At 60.4% G+C, this 17,378-nt stretch carries 14 protein-coding genes and 2 pseudogenes; 7 read left to right on the plus strand and 9 right to left on the minus strand.

Annotated features, from left to right (window positions below; genetic code table 11):
* Positions 1-355: 355 nt before the first annotated feature.
* The 3 genes and pseudogenes from EWH12_RS19945 to EWH12_RS19955 form a co-directional block, all read right to left on the minus strand.
* A pseudogene (locus EWH12_RS19945) lies at positions 356-565 on the minus strand (ATP-binding protein); the annotation flags it as partial.
* A 176-nt stretch (positions 566-741) separates the two neighbouring features.
* The gene (locus tag EWH12_RS19950; protein WP_129927593.1) at positions 742-1,575 is read right to left on the minus strand and encodes a ferredoxin--NADP reductase; all 834 of its coding nucleotides are present in this window, start codon (positions 1,573-1,575) and stop codon (positions 742-744) included.
* Positions 1,572-2,135 carry a nuclear transport factor 2 family protein gene (locus EWH12_RS19955; RefSeq protein WP_242496139.1) on the minus strand — a complete coding sequence of 188 codons (564 nt, stop codon included), beginning with the start codon at positions 2,133-2,135 and terminating at the stop codon, positions 1,572-1,574. Before EWH12_RS19955 ends, EWH12_RS19950 begins: the two co-directional genes overlap by 4 nt.
* A 72-nt stretch (positions 2,136-2,207) precedes the next feature.
* Here EWH12_RS19955 and EWH12_RS19960 point away from each other — a divergent pair, with 72 nt between their 5' ends.
* From EWH12_RS19960 to EWH12_RS19980, 5 genes are all read left to right on the plus strand, one after another.
* On the plus strand, positions 2,208-4,679 hold the full coding sequence (locus tag EWH12_RS19960; protein WP_242496140.1) for a TonB-dependent receptor: 2,472 nt from the start codon (positions 2,208-2,210) through the stop codon (positions 4,677-4,679).
* 37 nt (positions 4,680-4,716) lie between these two features.
* Positions 4,717-5,922, plus strand: coding sequence for a cytochrome P450 (locus EWH12_RS19965; RefSeq protein WP_207212450.1), 1,206 nt, complete (start codon positions 4,717-4,719; stop codon positions 5,920-5,922).
* Between the two features lie 145 nt (positions 5,923-6,067).
* On the plus strand, positions 6,068-8,476 hold the full coding sequence (locus tag EWH12_RS19970) for a TonB-dependent receptor (protein WP_129927595.1): 2,409 nt from the start codon (positions 6,068-6,070) through the stop codon (positions 8,474-8,476).
* A gap of 6 nt (positions 8,477-8,482) precedes the next feature.
* Positions 8,483-10,720 (plus strand): molybdopterin-dependent oxidoreductase, encoded by a 2,238-nt coding sequence (locus tag EWH12_RS19975; protein WP_129927596.1) that lies wholly within the window; start codon positions 8,483-8,485, stop codon positions 10,718-10,720.
* 26 nt (positions 10,721-10,746) lie between these two features.
* Positions 10,747-11,106, plus strand: coding sequence for a DUF4345 family protein (locus tag EWH12_RS19980; RefSeq protein ID WP_242496141.1), 360 nt, complete (start codon positions 10,747-10,749; stop codon positions 11,104-11,106).
* Here EWH12_RS19980 and EWH12_RS19985 read toward each other — a convergent pair.
* Genes EWH12_RS19985 through EWH12_RS20005 form a run of 5 tightly spaced genes read right to left on the minus strand, consistent with a single transcriptional unit; the run spans position 11,098 to position 15,631 of the window.
* The gene (locus EWH12_RS19985) at positions 11,098-11,442 is read right to left on the minus strand and encodes a hypothetical protein (protein WP_129927598.1); all 345 of its coding nucleotides are present in this window, start codon (positions 11,440-11,442) and stop codon (positions 11,098-11,100) included. The genes EWH12_RS19980 and EWH12_RS19985 overlap by 9 nt on opposite strands.
* On the minus strand, positions 11,439-12,677 hold the full coding sequence (locus EWH12_RS19990; RefSeq protein WP_129927599.1) for an aromatic ring-hydroxylating oxygenase subunit alpha: 1,239 nt from the start codon (positions 12,675-12,677) through the stop codon (positions 11,439-11,441). Before EWH12_RS19990 ends, EWH12_RS19985 begins: the two co-directional genes overlap by 4 nt.
* Positions 12,674-13,327, minus strand: coding sequence for a glutathione S-transferase family protein (locus tag EWH12_RS19995; protein WP_129927600.1), 654 nt, complete (start codon positions 13,325-13,327; stop codon positions 12,674-12,676). Before EWH12_RS19995 ends, EWH12_RS19990 begins: the two co-directional genes overlap by 4 nt.
* A gap of 33 nt (positions 13,328-13,360) precedes the next feature.
* Positions 13,361-14,218, minus strand: a complete 858-nt coding sequence (locus EWH12_RS20000; RefSeq protein WP_129927601.1) for a helix-turn-helix transcriptional regulator — start codon at positions 14,216-14,218, stop codon at positions 13,361-13,363.
* Positions 14,219-14,233: 15 nt separating this feature from the next.
* Positions 14,234-15,631, minus strand: coding sequence for a phosphotransferase (locus EWH12_RS20005; protein ID WP_129927602.1), 1,398 nt, complete (start codon positions 15,629-15,631; stop codon positions 14,234-14,236).
* A 163-nt stretch (positions 15,632-15,794) separates the two neighbouring features.
* Here EWH12_RS20005 and EWH12_RS20010 point away from each other — a divergent pair, with 163 nt between their 5' ends.
* Together EWH12_RS20010 and EWH12_RS20015 are read left to right on the plus strand one after the other, a co-directional pair.
* Positions 15,795-16,490, plus strand: coding sequence for a TetR/AcrR family transcriptional regulator (locus EWH12_RS20010; protein ID WP_129927603.1), 696 nt, complete (start codon positions 15,795-15,797; stop codon positions 16,488-16,490).
* 10 nt (positions 16,491-16,500) lie between these two features.
* A pseudogene (locus EWH12_RS20015) lies at positions 16,501-16,699 on the plus strand (integrase core domain-containing protein); the annotation flags it as partial.
* Between the two features lie 29 nt (positions 16,700-16,728).
* On the opposite strand, the gene EWH12_RS20020 reads toward EWH12_RS20015, so the two are convergent.
* Positions 16,729-16,971, minus strand: a complete 243-nt coding sequence (locus tag EWH12_RS20020) for a hypothetical protein (protein WP_129927604.1) — start codon at positions 16,969-16,971, stop codon at positions 16,729-16,731.
* Positions 16,972-17,378: the final 407 nt, after the last annotated feature.

Genomic DNA, 17,378 nt, shown 5'->3' on the forward strand with positions numbered 1-17,378 from the left:
TGGTAACTCCACCTTACCGATGAGCCCGGTGGCCACCGAGATCGAATTCGCATGGGTGGGGCATGCCCCACCCATGCGATCGCCTCAATCTACACCGGAAATTACACCACGAGCGCGGACGCTAACCTAGCCCCGGCAGAATGAGATGAAGGGGCCACCAACTAGGGAATTTTCAAAGCCCACTTTTGCGGAGAATTGCACGACCGATGACACGCGCAAAAGGGACCCCCTGTCAGGATGGCGGAGCGTTGATGTGACGGGCTTCCTTGCGCTGCGCGCGGCGTAGGGAGGGCGTAGCCCGACCGGAGGCGCGCGCAGCGCAAAACATCTTCTAATTGATCGGTGCTGGGGGGGATCAGCTGCGGTTTTTGAAGCGCCAGCTGTCATTGCCGGTCTCGACGATGTCGCAATGATGGGTGACGCGGTCGAGGAGCGCGGTGGTCATCTTGGGATCGCCGAACACGGTGGGCCACTCGCCAAAGGCGAGGTTGGTGGTGATGATGACGCTGGTCTGCTCATAGAGTTTGCTGATCAGGTGGAACAGCAGCTGGCCGCCTGATCGGGCGAGAAGCCTGCCGTTGATAGGCCGAAACTTAACGTCCAGGTCGTTGTGGTTGACGTCGCGCAGGGTGTGATCCCTGGTTATAGATTGGCGAATGCGCTTTCCGCTGATGCCCGCCGAGCCGAGGCCGATCTGAAGCCCATCTATGAAAATGGCAAGTGACCAGCATCCCGCCATTATTAACCGACAAAGGCTCGTTCGATCACATAATCGCCCGGCTTCGCGTTGGAGCCTTCGATAAAGCCACGCGCATCCAACAGGTGAGCGATATCCTTGATCATGGCCATGCCGCCACATAGCATGATGCGATCGGTCTGGACCGAGAGCGGCGCACCACTCAGTCCAGCCTGCGCGAACAGGCTGCCATCTTCGATCATCGTTGTGATACGCGCGTTGCAGGTAAAGGCTTCGCGCGTCACCGTGGGCAGATAGGATAGTTGCGCCATTGCCGGTTCCGATACCAGCGGATCATCCCGCAGGCCGGATTCTAGCTCCGCACGAAACGCTAGGTCGCTTGCCTGCCTGACGCTGTGGACGACGATCACGCGCTCATAGCGTTCATAGACGTCGGGGTCGCGGATCAGGCTGAGGAACGGTGCCAGCCCGGTGCCGCTCGACAGCAGCAACAGCCGATTGCCGGGCAACAGCGCGTCGGTCACCAAAGTACCGGTGGGTTTGCGCCCAAGATATATCTGGTCACCGGGCCGGATATTCTGCAATCGCGACGTCAGGGGGCCGTCCTCCACCTTGATCGACAGGAATTCCAGTTCCTCGGCATAGGCAGGGCTGGCAACTGAATAGGCGCGCAACAGCGGCTTGCCGCCGTCGCCCGTCAGTCCAATCATGGCAAACTCGCCGGACCGAAACCGAAAGCTCGCCGGGCGTGTCACCGAAAAGCTGAACAACCGGTCGTTCCAATGGCGGACTTTCAGGACAGTCTCGACCGACAGGGCGCTGGTCGCGGTCAGTTCTATCTTGTCGCTGTGTATCGCGAGTTGGTCCGCGGCGGTCATGCCGACATCGCCGGATGGAAATAGCGGGCCAGGAAGGTGCCGTCGTCGCCGAAATGATATGTCTCAAGGCTGTGCACTGTGACGGGATGGCCATTCATCATGCCTTCGTTCCTTACGCAGGCCGCGGCCTCATGCCCGTTCACGATCAGTTCGACAAATGTCAGCTTCCAGCCAACATAGCGGTCGAACAATTCCCCGATCAGGTGCAGCCCCTCCTGACGATCGCTACCCACCGGGTCATCGATCAGCAGCCCGCCTGGCGCGATGTCACGGTAGGCGGCGATGAAGTCGTCACGCTGACCCTGATTGAACATATCAAGTTGATGCCGGAGAAATGCTTCGATCCGGTCTGCATCGAGCGTTGCCATGTGCATGTCCTTTTTAGCGGCCCGCAGCCGCTGTTCTGATTGCCGGAACGATCTCTGACCATGGGAGAAAGGGCGGGCAAGGCGACAGGCTATCGCCGGAATGCAATAGGCTATCGTTTCGCAACAATCATGTGACGCGGAAGCGGCGCGGCTATCGCCGACCCGCGTTTCACTATCGATGAACCGTGCCACCCTTTCCTAAGGTAGGTTGTCATCCCATCGAAATGTCGCCTGTCCGCAATCAATAAAGATATGTGGGAGAGAATGATGATAACGTCCAAACTGATGGTGGCGACGATGCTGTCGGGCCTGCCTGTCGCGATGGCTCAGCCCGCGCGGGGGCAAGTCGCACCACAGGAAGCGGCGCAGGAACAGTTCAGCGGCATTCAGGATATCGTCGTCACCGCGCGGCGGACCGAGGAAAGCCTGCAAACCACCCCGCTGGCCGTCACGGCATTGGGCGATGTCGCGATTCAGCGCGCGCAGATCGTCAGCGTGCAGGACGTGCAGCGTGTCGCGCCCAGCGTCGTCATATCGACCGGCTCTGCCTCGACGTCCGGCTTCGCATTCGTGTCGATCCGCGGCCAGGGCAATCTCCAGCCGCTGATCGCCAACGATCCGGCGGTCGCGACCTATATCGACGGCGTTTATATCGCACGGCCTTCGCAGGGCCTGACCGATCTGCACGATCTCCAGCGTCTCGAAGTGCTGCGTGGTCCGCAGGGCACGCTGTTTGGGCGCAACACGACGGGCGGCGCGATCAACATTCTGTCCAAGGATCCTGTCGATCGGCTGGAAGGCAGCCTGAAGGGCGAAGTCGGCAACTATGCCTATCGGGATGTCGAAGCCGTTTTGAACGTGCCGCTGGCAGAGGGCCTGGCCGCGCGTGTCGTCTATGATTTCCATGATCGCAACGGCTATGGCAACAATGCCCGGCTGAACCGCGACGTGGGCGATCAGAAAAGCCACTTCCTGCGCGGCAAGCTGAAATATGAAAGAGACGGGTTCGACGTTACCCTGAGCGGCGATTACAACAAGATCACGGACATGGGCCAGCTTGCCCAGACCGCCGGGTTCAATCCGCTGTCGTTTCAGGGGCCGTTGGCAGCCTTTGCACCCGGACTGGCCAGCGCGATCCATACGAAGGACAATTGGTACACGACCTATGCAGGTGGGCTTGTGCGGCCCACGACCAACCCGACCTTCGCGACGCTACCTGCCGACATCCAGGCGAGATACAGCCAGTTGCCGTTCGACAGGCTGGTTGCCTATGGCTTTTCCGGTGTCGTCAACATCGACATCGGCGCGCATAAGCTCAAGTCGATCACCGCCTATCGCTATTCGGATTCCGACGGTCTGATCGACCTTGATGGATCGCCATCCCCCGTCCTTGCCGTGTTCGGCGGCGCGCATTCGGAATCCTATTCGCAGGAACTTCAGCTATCCGGCAACATCACGGACAAACTGAGCTATATTCTGGGCGGCTACGCCTCGCGCGAAACAGGCTTTGAATATTCCCAATCGCAGATTTTCGGCGGGTTGATCCGCAACAGCTTCGGCGACGCGAAGAATACGACCAAGGGTGCCTATGCGCAGCTCTATTATAATCTGACCGACAGCGTGCGTGCAGTGGGCGGCTTTCGCTACACGTGGGACGGGCGGGAGGTTGTCCTGCACAACCAGCAGGTGCTCGGCCTCGCCCCTAACGCGCCCGTCGCGGGCACGCCGTTCGGCGTGAACTGCAATCTGGTCAATCCAGACCAGACGCCCACGGCCACGCAATGCAACCAGACCCAGTCGAAAAATTTCTCCTATCCCGCCTGGAACCTGGGTCTGGACTGGCAGGCGAGCGAGGACATCTTCCTCTACGTGGCCACGCGCGGCGCGGCTAAGGCGGGCGGCTTCAATATACGTGCCGGGTCGCTTCCCGCCTTCTCGCCGGAAAAGGTCAAGGACGTCGAAGGCGGCATCAAGGCGAGCTGGTTCGATAATCGGCTGCGCACCAACGTCGCGCTGTTCCACACCTGGAAAAGCAATGCGCAGGTGATCGTCAATGCCGTTGCACCTGGCGTGGGCGTCACCCAATATACCCAGAATAACGGCGATACCCGCGTCTGGGGGGCTGAGTTTGAGGTCGTGGCGGCACCATGGTCGGGCATGGAGATTTCGGGCAATCTCTCGCTGCTCAATGGCAAATATAAGGCCGGGAGCATTTCCGAAGTGCAGCGGATCACCAGCGCCACGCCGCTGACCGGATGCGCCGCCGCGCCGCCGACCGCCGCTGGCGTTCCGCGTTACGACTGCACGGTTGACCTCAGCGGTCGCGCGCTGACGCAACTTCCCAAGATCCAGTTTAGCATCGGCGCGACGCAGACCATCGCCCTGTCGACTGGCGACCTGATCCTGCACGTCAATTACGCCTATGTCGGCAAGCAGCATTTCAATCCGGTGATAGCGTCGGACGAGCAGACCGCCGCAGTCAAGGCTGCCTATGCCCAGGAAAATGCGTTGGGTGAAACGGCAGGATATGGCCTGCTCAACGGCCGCATCGCCTATCAGCTCAAAGATCCGAATATCGAACTCTATGTCTATGGTCGCAACCTGACGGCGAAGAAATATCTCAGCCGTCGCTTTTCCGATCTCTACCAGACCGGTGGGCTGGGGGTTGCGGTCGACTATGCGGGTGACCCCCGCGTGGTCGGGATTGGTATGCGCTATCGCTTCGGCGGACAGTAAGCGTGCCCGATCGAAACTTGGACAAGAAAGGCTGCTAGTGATCGACCTTCCCGACAATGTGCCATGCCAACTCGTCATGCCCTTTGCCCTAACGCCTCGTCGGGCGACGACGGTCAATCCCTATACCGACATCATTCCCAGACTGCATGAAGGCCCGCCGATCTTCTACGGCACCGACGTGTTTCCTGGGCGTCAGCCGGGCTGGGTGGTGCGGCGCGCGGAAGACCTGCGGAAAATCTACGCCGATACCGACAGTTTCGGCAAACGCGGCAATACCGGCTTTGCTGCCGGGATCGGCGAAAGCTGGGACATCATCCCGACCGAACTTGACCCGCCGCGACACACCGGCTTTCGCAATGCGCTCAATCCCGTCTTTTCGCCCAAGCGGATGGGCGAACTGGACGGCAAGGTCCGCCTGCGCGCGCGAGAATATATCGACAAGTTCAAAGACCGGGGGGAATGCGATTTCATCCGGGATTTCGCCATCCCTTTCCCGGTGTCGATCTTCCTCGATCTGCTCGACCTGCCGCAGGAGGAGATGCAGCAGTTTCTCGATTGGGAATTTTCCTTGTTGCATACCGACGACATGGAAGACCGCGTCAAGGGCACGCGCGCGGTGAAGGCCTATCTGCTCAACGCCATCGAAGATCGTCGCAAAAAGCCCGGCGACGACCTGATCAGCATCGCGCTCCAACTGGAATATGAGGGGCGCAAATGGACGCCTGAAGAAGTGTTCGGCCATTGCTTCAACCTGTATCTTGGCGGACTAGATACAGTGTCGGCGAATATCGGCCTGCATTTCCAGCATCTGGCGACCCATCCGGCCGATCAGGACGCTCTGCGGCAAAATCCGGCGAGTGCCACCGTAGCCATTGAGGAGTTGCTGCGCGCTTATGCCGCTGTCACGACATTCCGCATCTGCACCAAAGACGTGATGCTGCACGATGTCACGATCCGCGCGGGTGACCGGGTTGCCATGTCGACCCCATTGGGATCGAACGATCCCGAAGCGTTCGAGGCCCCGACGCAAATTCGCTTCGATCGCCGCCCTTCGCATCTGACTTTCGGCTATGGCCCACATCGCTGCCTCGGCGCACATCTCGCCCGGCGCGAGCTACAGATCGCTATGCAGGAAATGCTTAACACCCTGCCCGCTTTTACAGTGCAACCGGGGTTCGATGTGCCCTTCTATCTCAGTAACATCATCCATGTGGAATCGCTTCCACTGGTCTGGGCCAGATAGAGGTATGGCGCGCTCAGCGATAGCGTCTTTGCAACCAGCGATAGCAAAGGCGGTCGTGCCCCGGCGGCGGCTGCGCTAGTTTGCACCGGAGCACCACAGGCGATCCGTGGATCGACACAGAAGGTGCCCAAGGGGAGAGATAGCTATGAAATCCGTCAAATTCCAGGTGCTTGCCACCAGCGCACTGACCCTGATCGCGACCGCCGTACCGGCCTTGGCACAGCAGCCTGCCGACCAGCCTTCGGTAAATAGCGGACTACAGGATATCGTCGTGACCGCCCGCCGCCGCGAGGAATCGCTTCAATCGGTGCCGGTATCGATCACCGCTATCTCTGCCGAGATGCTGGAGCAGAAATCGGTCCAGGATCTGAGCGACGTCGCCACCCTCACCCCCGGCTTCCGTTTCTCGCAGGAGGGCGGCAAGAACCAGCCGACGCTGTCGTTGCGAGGCCTTGGCCAATTGCCGATCGGCGAAGGCGTGCCCGCAATCGTCGCCTATTTCAACGATGTGCCGCTCTCCAAAGAGGGTGGCAATATCCCGACTTTCGACCTGGCCAATATTCAGGTGCTGAAAGGGCCGCAGGGCACATTGTTCGGGCGCAACACCATCGGCGGCGCGGTGCTGGTCAATTCGAAAAAGCCGACCTTCGATACCGATGGCTATATCCAGGCCGGCTATGGGAATTTCGATTATAAGGAATTGGAGGGCGCGCTCAACGTGCCGTTGGCCAAAGATGTGGCGGCGCTTCGCATTGCTGCGCAGTATCGCAACCGTGACGGCCGGACGAAGAACCTCACACCCGGCAATCCCGACCTGGACGACACCAACCAGTTGAGCTTTCGCGCGTCATTGCTGCTCCAGCCTACCGAGAATCTGACTAACACGCTGGTCTTCGACTATTTCCGGGCGCGAGAAAAGCCCGCTGCTGAGGTTCCCTATCGCTATAATGCCGGTGTGCTGTCGGGTATATTGGTCGGCGGCTTCGGCTTCGCGCCCGCCGATGCGGCCGTCTATGAAGCAGATCTTGCCAGCCTGTTCGCGCAGCAACAGGCCAACGGTCCGTACAAGGTCACGAACGAATTGGTGAACGACGGTAGCAGCCTGAAAGTCGCAGCCGATCGCCGCATCTGGGGCATCACAAATACCACCAGCCTGGAATTGGGCGACGTCACTATCCGCAACATTTTCGGCTATCGCGACGTCTATAATTATCAGTTCGTCAATACCCAGGGCACCCGCCAGTTGATTGGCCCCCAGGGACGGCTCGTCATCTATCACACTGGTGCCGAAGCGAATAAATCCTTCCTGACCGACGAGTTTCAGGTGCTGGGCGACATGGGCCGCCTCAATTGGATTGCGGGTGCCTTCTACAGCAAGGACAAGCCCACCGGCACCAACGTCAATTTCCCGCAGCAGTTCAGCTTCATCGACCTTTACGGCCCGGCGGTGAATTACAGCACGTCGCATTATACCAACAGCAGCTTCGCCCTGTTCGCGCAGCTGGGGTTCAAGATCACCGACAAGCTGACCGCCAACGCAGGCGCGCGCTACACCTGGGACAAGGTCAAGGCGTGCGCAGGCAACAGCCTCGCAGGGGCGCTCAGCCAGCAGCAATGCGCCGATCAGGCAGCGCTTGGCTTGCCCGACGGCACCGGCATCGTGAAGAATAAGGGCGACTATGCCACCTGGACCGTGGGGCTGGATTATCAGGCGACCGACGACCTGTTCCTCTATGTCACGTCCCGGCGCGGCATTCGCGGCGTCAACGTCAACACGCCGCTGTTCGAAACACCTTTCACCACCGGCGGAGTTGGCGCGTGTCTTGGCGGCGCGACTTGCCCGGACTTGCGGCCCTATCAGAAGGTGAAGCAGGAACAGGTCACCGACGTCGAACTGGGCATGAAACTCAACTGGCGCGCGGGCGCTATGAAAGGCCGCTTCAACGTATCGGCGTTCCAGACGAAGTATAAGGACGCGCTGCAATTCTTTAACGTCCGCCCGCTCGGTATTCCGCCGACGGCACCCGATCAGCCGACCCGGACCTCTCTCGCCATCAACGCATCCGACGCGACCGTGCGCGGCATAGAGGCCGAACTCGTGATCGAACCTGCGCCTTGGCTGACGTTCAGCTTTGGCGGTGCCTATGTCGATCAGAAGGTCGATGACGTAAAGCCGTTCGGCCCACTGACGCTGACCAAGAATGAAGTCACGCTCCCCACCCCCAAATTCTCGGGGACAGCCGCATTACGCGCCGTGCTGCCGATCCGTCCGATGGATGGGGAACTCGCCTTCAACGCGGACCTGTATCACACGTCGGCCTATGACGCGCAGTTTGGTGAGCAACTGCCCGGCTATGATGTCGTCAACAGCCGCCTGGAACTGAGCAACATTGGCGGGCGCGGCATCAGCATCGCGGCCTATGTCCGCAACCTGTTCGACAAGCAATATCCGATCGGCCCGGCCGTGCTGCTCAGTTCCTTTCCGGCCAGCACCGTCTATTATGGCGATCCGCGGACCTACGGCCTCCAACTCACCTATCGATTTGGCAGCTAGGACAGCATGACGATGACCCACGATGGCGTACAGCACCGCACCTGCCCCCTGTGCGAGGGGATGTGCGGGGTTACCGTGACCGTGGAGGGCGGACGGGCGGCGACCGTCCGCCCCAACAAGCAGGATCGTTGGAGCCTGGGCCATATCTGCCCCAAAGGCACGACGCTCGGCGCGCTCCATCATGATCCCGACCGGCTTCGCACGCCCATGATCCGCGACGGGAGCGAGTGGAAAAGCGCCTCGTGGGAGGCCGCGTTCGATCGTCTGGAGACATTGGTCGCAGGGCTGCGCGAGCGCCACGGCCCCCATGCGTTCGCGGCTTATGGTGGCAATATGGCGGGCAAGGACGCCACGCTGTCGCGCTATTCGGGTCTGATGCTGGCAACGTCGGGCATTAAACAGGTCTATTCGTCTGGCACGGTCGATCAGCACCCCAAGAATCTGTCGGCCATGCTGATGTTCGGCAATGAATGGAAAATACCCATTCCAGACCTCGATCATACCGACTTGTTCGTCATCTTCGGCGGCAATCCGGCCGCGTCGAAGGGCAGCATCTTTTCCCATCGCGATGTGATGGGTGCGATGCGGGATCTGCGCGCGCGCGGCGGGCGCGTCATCGTGATCGATCCCGTCCGCACCCAGACGGCAAGGTCGGCCGACCAGTGGATCGGCCTGAAGCCCGGCAGCGACGCGGCCTTCATGCTCGGCATCGCCCATGTCCTCTTCGCCCGCGACGCTGTGCGGTTGCGGCACCTCGACGGCCTGGTTAACGGGCTGGAGACGCTGCGGGAGATCGTCACCGGGTTCAGCCCCCAATGGGTCGCCCATCATTGCGGCATCGATGCCATCGTCATCGAAAACCTGGCCGACGAACTGATCCGCACCGAACGATCCGCCATCTACGGCCGCATCGGCACCTGTACTCAGACATTCGGCACGCTGGCGTCCTGGATGATCGACGTGCTGGCGATACTGACGGGCAATCTGGACCGGCAGGGCGGCAGCATGTGGAGCCGCCCCGTCGCTCCGCTGGTCGACATGCTGGCGACGCTGCCCGCCGACATGCCGGTCGTCATGGGCAAGAGCCGGGTGCGCGGCGTCCCCGCAGTGCTGGGCCAATTCCCTGCCTCCTGCATGGCCGAGGAAATTGCTACGCCGGGACCAGGCCAGATCAAGGGGCTGCTGACTTTCGCCGCTAATCCGGCGCTCAGCGCCCCGGATTCAGGTAAGCTCGCCCAGGCGCTACCGCTGCTGGAATGCATGGTCAGCTTGGACAATTATCTCAACGAAACGACCCGCCACGCCCATGTTATCCTGCCCAGCCCATCTTTCTTGGAAAGCGCGCATTATGACATGTGGTCCTGGATTTTCTGCCTCACTAGCGGCGGCCATTATTCGCCACCAGTCTTTCCAGTTACCGATCGCCCGGACCATTGGCGCGTCGTCGCCCGCGTCGGCGCGATCATCGGTGGCCAGCCGGGTGCCGATATCGACGCTATGGACGATGGCTATTTCCGCGCACTCGCTACCGGACGCGGGATCGATCCTACCATGGCGATCGCGGCGCTGCCCGACCGTGGACCGGATCGCATCCTCGATCTGGCGATCCGCACCGGCCCGTTCGGCGATCGCTTCGGCACGGTAGGCAACGGCCTGACGCTCGATAGTTTCCGCGATCAGCCTAACGGCCTGATCGTCGCGCCCGCTATCCCCCGCGCGCATGAGGGGTTCGAAACCGCATCCGGCAAGATCGACCTCACGCCCGCCCTCATCCTGTCCGACCTTCCCCGGCTGGAGCGGGCCTTGGTCGCCAATGATCCCTCGCTCGTCCTCGTCAGTCGCCGTCATCTCCGCTCGCTCAACAGTTGGATGCACAACATCGATACGCTGGTGAAGGGCAAGGATCGCTGCACCCTGCAAATGCACAGCGTCGATGCCGCCACCCATGGACTAGCCAACGGCGATCTGGTCGCGCTGACCTCTGCATCGGGTGAAATCCATGTACCGCTGGAGATTGACGACGACATCCGCCCCGGCGTGGTGTCGATGCCGCACGGCTGGGGGCATCGCGATCCACAGACCCAAATCGCGATCGCTCAGGCGCACGCCGGGGCCAACACCAATATCCTCAGCCCCGGCACGATGGTCGACGTCATTTCGGGCAATGCCGTGCTGAACGGCATCCCGGTTCAGGTCCGCAAGGCTGATCGTCAACCCCGCGAAACAATTGGAGCAACTGCGTGAACAAGATAATGGGTTCCTTGTCCGGCGTGATCGGTTTCGCCCTGATCGCATTCGGCGTCTACGCCCTGGTCGCAACGACCGCCATTACCGACATGACCGCGCTGCAACCCAGGGGGGTGGCAGGCCTCAACGAAGCCCGCGCGATTTACGCTGGCTCCTTCTGGGCCATGGGGGGGATTATCCTCTACGGCCTTGCAACCCCGCGTTTTCGGCAACCCCTGTTACTCGCCGTTGGCGTGATCTTTGCAGGCTTCGTGGCCGCACGAATCATTTCGATCGCGATGGATGGCTATGCGCCGATCCTTGCAGCGTCAATCGGATCGGAAGTCGTCGCGGCTCTCATCCTGATCGCCGCGAGCCGGACCGCGCACGTATCCTCAGTCTGACAGCGCCGCCTGGCCGCCCACCGCGACATCGTGCGGATAGGGCGCGCCGGGCAGTCGGGCGGCCGCGAAAAACTCCACCGCCTGTGCTGCTTCCACCAGCCCCAGCGCCACGCGATACAGCCGCGCTTCAGCCGATGGCAGAGTGTCCGATCCGAACGCATCGAGATGCGCCATCATATCGGCAAGCCGAGGCGCGGTAGCATCGTAAAACTGCTTCAGTGCATCGAACGGCATGTCCTGCCGCGCGCGATAGCGGCTTTCCATCGTCTCCAGTCCGATCCACAAATGGGCGAATTGTTCCAGATCGGCGAAGGCCGCGGGCAGGTTGGCACTCATGCCGCGCTCCTCATGTTCGCCTGCGCTCCGTTCAAAACGGATCGGATCACCGCCGCGCGGTGTCGGGGAAGCATTTCCGCCTCGCCATAATAGAAGCTCTCGGTCGCGCCGGACGCCAGCCCCTTTTGCTGCCGTGCCATGACCATGAAATCCTCCATCCCCGAATCCCGCGCGAATGTGGTTGCCTGGGCGATCGCCAAGCGTTCGCTGGCCGTAACGGGGGCATGATAATAATAATGCGCAGTCCAGCGGTGGCTCTGCGCCGTCAGCGGCCAATGCTGCTGCGTGAACCAGCCGCCTGCACCGGGATGGATCATGAAATTGGGGAATATCGCCAGCGACGCAGGCGTTTCTGCGCTCGGATAGCCCTCACCCGCTACACGTCCGGCTAACGCCCCCATCGTCTGCACCGCAAAGGACTGGACGAGCCGCTCGGCGCGCGGTCGCCAGCCCGGATTGCCCTGCGACCAGCCTGCGGCGTGCGGCCCGGCAAAGGCCATCTTGCGAAATTCGGAAAAAGGGTTGGCAGGCGTCACCGATATTTCGCGGATCGTCAGCGCATGGACGGTGCCGACATGATAGCCCTCATATTGCGGGTCGAGCCCCGCCTTCCAGTTGGCTGAGACTTCGTATGAAAGGCTGTCCCGGTGGGTGAAGGGGACCAGCGTGGTCGTCTCCAGCAGCGGCGCGATGCCACCCAGAAACGCCCGGAGAGAAAAGGCGGGCTGCGGATCGAGATTGATGAAAACGAACCCGGCAAACACGTCTATCTCGATCGGCACCAACCCCAGATCATCCGCATCCAGCGACGGAAAACACCGCTGGTTGGGAATGGCCTTCAAGCTGCCATCCAGGCGGAAGGTCCAGCTATGATAGGGGCAGCGAAATGCCTCCGCCTTGCCGCAAGGGCCATCGGCGACGGGCATCCCGCGATGGCGACAGACATTGTGGAAGGCGCGCAGCACATCGTCCTTGCCCCGCACGATCAGCACAGACACGCCGCAAATCTCGACATCGCGCACAACATAATCGCCCGGTTTCGGCAGATCCTCCGCGCGCACCATATAAAGCCAGCATCGTCGATATATCGCGTCGCGCTCGGCCGCATGCTGGGCCACGCTCCAGAAGCTGTCCGCCGCTACACGACCATCGCGCAGGATCGCGGCGTCCGGCATCATCATCCCATGTCCCAGATCAAAACCGCCTTCCGGCGTCGCCGACAGTATATTGGTCATGCAACTGGCTCCCGCAGTCCCGCCTTGCCCGCTAGTCTATAGTCGCCGCCTCGCTCGATGCTCTGCCGGAACGCGGGACGGCCATGCAGCCTGTCCAGCCAAGTCACGATATGGGTATAGGCGTCGATCGGCATCAGCGTTTGCGCGATTTCCGGGATGAAGCTCATCTGGATATCGGCAGCAGAAAAATCTTCGCCGAGGAGAAAGGGGCCGTCGGCCAACGCATCGTCGAGATAGGCCAGCGCCTTCGCCAGTTCGACATTGGCTGCCTCATCGATCGGGCTGCCATCCAGACCGAAGGCGCGGGCATAGACCTTTATCATGATCGGGTTCATGCCGGACGACACCGCATAATAGAGCCATTGCCGATACCGTTCATGCGCATCCGTACCGGGCACTGGCGCCAATCGACCATCGCCATGCCGCTCGATGATATGCTCCGTAATCGCGCCCGATTCGATGACGATCCGTCCCTCATCCTCGATCATCGGCGATTTGCCGACTGGATGCAGCGCCTTGAGCGCGGGTGGCGCCATCATCGTTACCTGATGCCGCTGATAGGGCACCAGATCATAGGGCAGGCCTAGTTCTTCGAGCAGCCATATCGTCTTCTGAGCGCGGGAATCGTTGAGGTGATGCACAGTCAGCATTGTGGGTGACTTTCAATCTGGAGAAGGAGCCGATCAGCACCGCGTCCGATACTCGACCGGCGTCATGCCCGTCGTCTTGCGAAAGGCGGCCGTAAACGCCGCTGCGCTGGCAAAGCCGCAGGAATAGGCGACTTGCTTGACCATCAATTTCTGGTCGTCGAGCAGCGCCTTCGCGCGGTTCAGGCGCTCCCGCGCGATGTAATGGCGCAGCGTAACGCCCGTGGCGCGCTTCACCAGCGGTGACAAGGCACGCGACGTCACGCCACAATGTTGTGCCAGATCGACCACCGTAGGCAATTTGCCGCTTTCATGCAGAACCTGCCGCAACATCGTCATCTGGCCTGGCGAAAGGGCGCCGTCGCACTCCTGCGGCACCGGTTGCCCCAGCGTCGCACGGCGTATCTCACCGCAAATGGCGAACAGCAGCGACCGGACCATGAACCCGCTGTCGAGGCCCGGCGTGACGACCTCGTCAGCGATACGGGTCAGGCCGGCCTGAAGGAAAGGGCTGTCGAGATTGAACTGATGGTCCCCGTCGAGACTGGAGAGGAACGACAGCAATTCGGGATAGTCGGCCAGTAATTCGGTCCGAAAGCTGCAGGATATGGTCCGAAGGCGGCCGCTGTTCCAGCGCGTCCGCACCGCCTGCCCTGGCGGCACGAGGATGACGGCATGAGACGTCACGAAGTTGCGCCCCGGACGTGCGCATTCGATATCATCCTCCCGGTACATTAGCCATTCCAGGAAGAATTGATCCGACAGGATTGTTGCTTCGCCAGGCTGCGACCATCGGACATTGTCGACCCGCACCGAATAAACCGGGTCCACAAGCGCGCCTTCCAGCATTCCGGTATAGAGCATTTCACCCCTGAAAGCCTGCTCCTGCTCCATGCGCCTATCCTCTTTCTAGATATGGGTGGCCGAATCGTGCGCCATGACAGTCGTCGAAGGCGGATCGGAAAAAGCCAGCCGATCGATAGGGCCGGGCGCTCTATCCACGATGGGTCCAGGGTAGCCACGCAGCAATTGCAGCGCGCGCATCGTCCGGCGATGGAACAGGCCGATCAGATCGGCTTCCTTATCTGGCCCGGCGGCCAGCACATATTGTTCCAGCGTCGCCTCGGCCGCTGCCGCGCTTGCGAAACTTTGGCCCAGCAACTGCTCTGCCTCCGATCGATCGCGGCGCGCAATCTCGTGGCCGATGGCGTCGCGGCGCTGTACATAGCGGGCGAGCGACAAGGCTGGAGGTTCGCGCAATCGTCCGCGCGCCGCTGGCAGATCGGTACAACTCGCGACCAAATTATCATAAATGATGTCGGTCGCTTTTTCGACGGTTACAAGATCGGCGACAGGTGTCAGATCGACCCTGCGCACCTGCGCCAATGTTTCCAAAGCAGCGCGCCTACAGCCAAGATCCCAGGACAGATATTCGACATAGGCAGGCAATTGGCGCTGCGTGCGGAGGGCCGACTCCATCCGCATCGGCACAGCAAGGAAAGACGCGATGGTGTGAAAATCGAGCGCCACCCAGTCGATCAGGTTACCGCTTTCCACGACATAGCGCTGCAACAACGACGTCAGATCGCCGATCGGTTCGTTGATGTCGCGCACCCTGATCGATGCTAGGTCCGCCATGGGGTCGCCTAAATGCGCCAGTTCCAAATCATAAATATGGGTGATCCTGTCCCCATCATGAAAAAACTGCGGCGCGTCGGCGATCAGCAGCGCCGTTTCCGTGCGATGCAGCGGAAGATTGCCCAGCACCCATTTACGTAGAAAGGCGATCAATGGATCGGGACCATCGCGATGGCTTTGATACTGTTGATCCGCATCATCAAAATAGGCGAGCGCAATGGCTTGCGGGCTTTGCGGTTGTGGCAATCCGATCCCTGCGGCCTTTACTGTATCGATCCGGTGAACGGACGCCATGATCGCCATATAATCGCTGACCAGCCGATGCAGGTTTGCGTCGCGGTCGGCGCCGCCCGCGAAAGCCGTCGCGTCGATGCGCTCCATGGCAATCGCCGCGGGGTTGTCGCACCAGCCATGGATATGCGGTACGGCGATGCCCTCGTCCGCCAGCAACCGCAAGACATCATGTTCTACGCGCAACGGCTGCGTTTCCTGGCCCGCACCGCGATCGCCGCGAATATGGATATGGATTACGCCCTCCGGCGTGCGGACCGATACGTTCCACGCCGGGCGCCATCCCGGCAGGATATCCATGGCGACAATATCGCCCATCGTCGCTTCGATCCAGCGCTGGATATTTTGCTCAGCTATCAAGTTCGGCTGGTCGGTCACCAGGCATCCTCATGCATGTTCGTCACACCGCAACGTGGATGCAATCTTTATGTGAACAGCGTTATCCTAATAGGGTAACGCTGTTCATTCAAGCGAATTTATCGGGGGGCAATGCGCCGTGATTGCGCTATTCAGCACCCGACATCAGACAGGAAGGCGCGCAATGGAGAGAAATGCTAAGGGCCATCAAGATATTCTAGTCGCTGGCACCACGGCATCACCTAGTCGGGCGCGCAGCGCAGAGGCTAAGGATCATGTGCGGCAAGCATTGATTGACGCGGGACGTCATCTGCTGCTGGCCAAGCCCTCAGGACCGATATCGCTCCGTGGAATTGCCCGTCATGCCGGCTATTCCTCCGGTGTCGTGTATCGGTATTTTGCGGATCGCGATTCACTGTTTCTCGCGATCCGTGACAGCGAATTGGCCAATTTCGCTGATAGGCTAGAGATGGAATTCGCCACATATGACGACGCGGAAAAGCGCCTGATCGCCGTTGCCGATCGGGCCTTCGATTTTTCACGCGACCAGATCGCCGCCTTCGGCATGAATAGCTTGTTCCTGTTCTGGTTCGACACCGCTGGCACGCAGAATGGCGCTCCCATTCGTGATACTGCACCCGCAGCAGCGCGCATCCATGCCTTTTTCGAACAGGCGGTCAGCTCCGTAATGGCACCCAGTTCGCACCAGAATTCGAACATTCAATCGGCAGTAGGTGCCCTGATGGCGTCTATATCAGGGGCCGTACTTTTACCGCGGGGAAGCGATCATGATGATTTCCCAGATGGCTGTATCATACTGCGTGATATCGTCGAAGCATTGATCTGCCGTTGGCAGGCTACGTGGGAGCCGACACATTAATAATTGACGGATGCCGGGCGACCTTGAGGCGCAGATCGAGGCCTTCGTTGAGCACTACAACCATCAGAGGTATCAAGAGAGCCTGAGCAACGTGACGTCCGCCGACGCCTACTTCGGCGGGGGGTCCAGCCATCATAAAGCAGCGCGAAAGGTTCAAGCGGCAGACCATCGAGCATCGGCGTTTGCAACACCGCAAGCTCGCCGCCTAAACCTACCCCCACACGAGGCCACCACTCCGCTAATTTATGCCGCGAAGTGTGCTGAATGTTCTGACGACCGAAAACGTCAAATCATTCTTCATCCTGGCGAAGCCCGCCTTGATATGCACCGCCAAGGCCGCATCGCTGAGCAGACGGTGCGGCTGGTTTGGGCCAATATCGGTGGCTTGCAGCAATCGGTGATGACGATAACCGCTAGCGCTGACCTGCAAAACACGGCACTGCACCACGATCGGCCAGGTGCCACGACGTTGCTCGATCAAGGCATACCTCACCGCGACTTCCTTGCGAATCTACCGCTGTTTTTTAGAATGTGGCTCTCCATGCGCACTCGCACCAGCGCGGCTTCCAGCCGTGCGATCTCCATCTGTTCAAGGCTCACGGCTTTAATGTGAACATCAAGAAGGCGACCGGTAGCCTCCGCCTTTACTCCGTCCTTCGTTTGATACCCCTTCCCTGATCTGTTCATACCAGCCAGGGGAAACGTTAGGCAGGGACAAGCTCACGAAACAAAACCGTTACAAGTCGACTATAATTTATAGCGCGACGATCTGGATGAGAGGCCGTGTTGCCTCATTAAGCGATGTTCCCGAGCGGCATAGCCATTGCCTCACGTAAATGCTCCCTACAGGAGATCACCCTCACGGACTATTCCTTGCGCGACTGGGGG

This window comes from Sphingobium cupriresistens (assembly GCF_004152865.1).
Classification (GTDB): Bacteria; Pseudomonadota; Alphaproteobacteria; order Sphingomonadales; family Sphingomonadaceae; genus Sphingobium; species Sphingobium cupriresistens.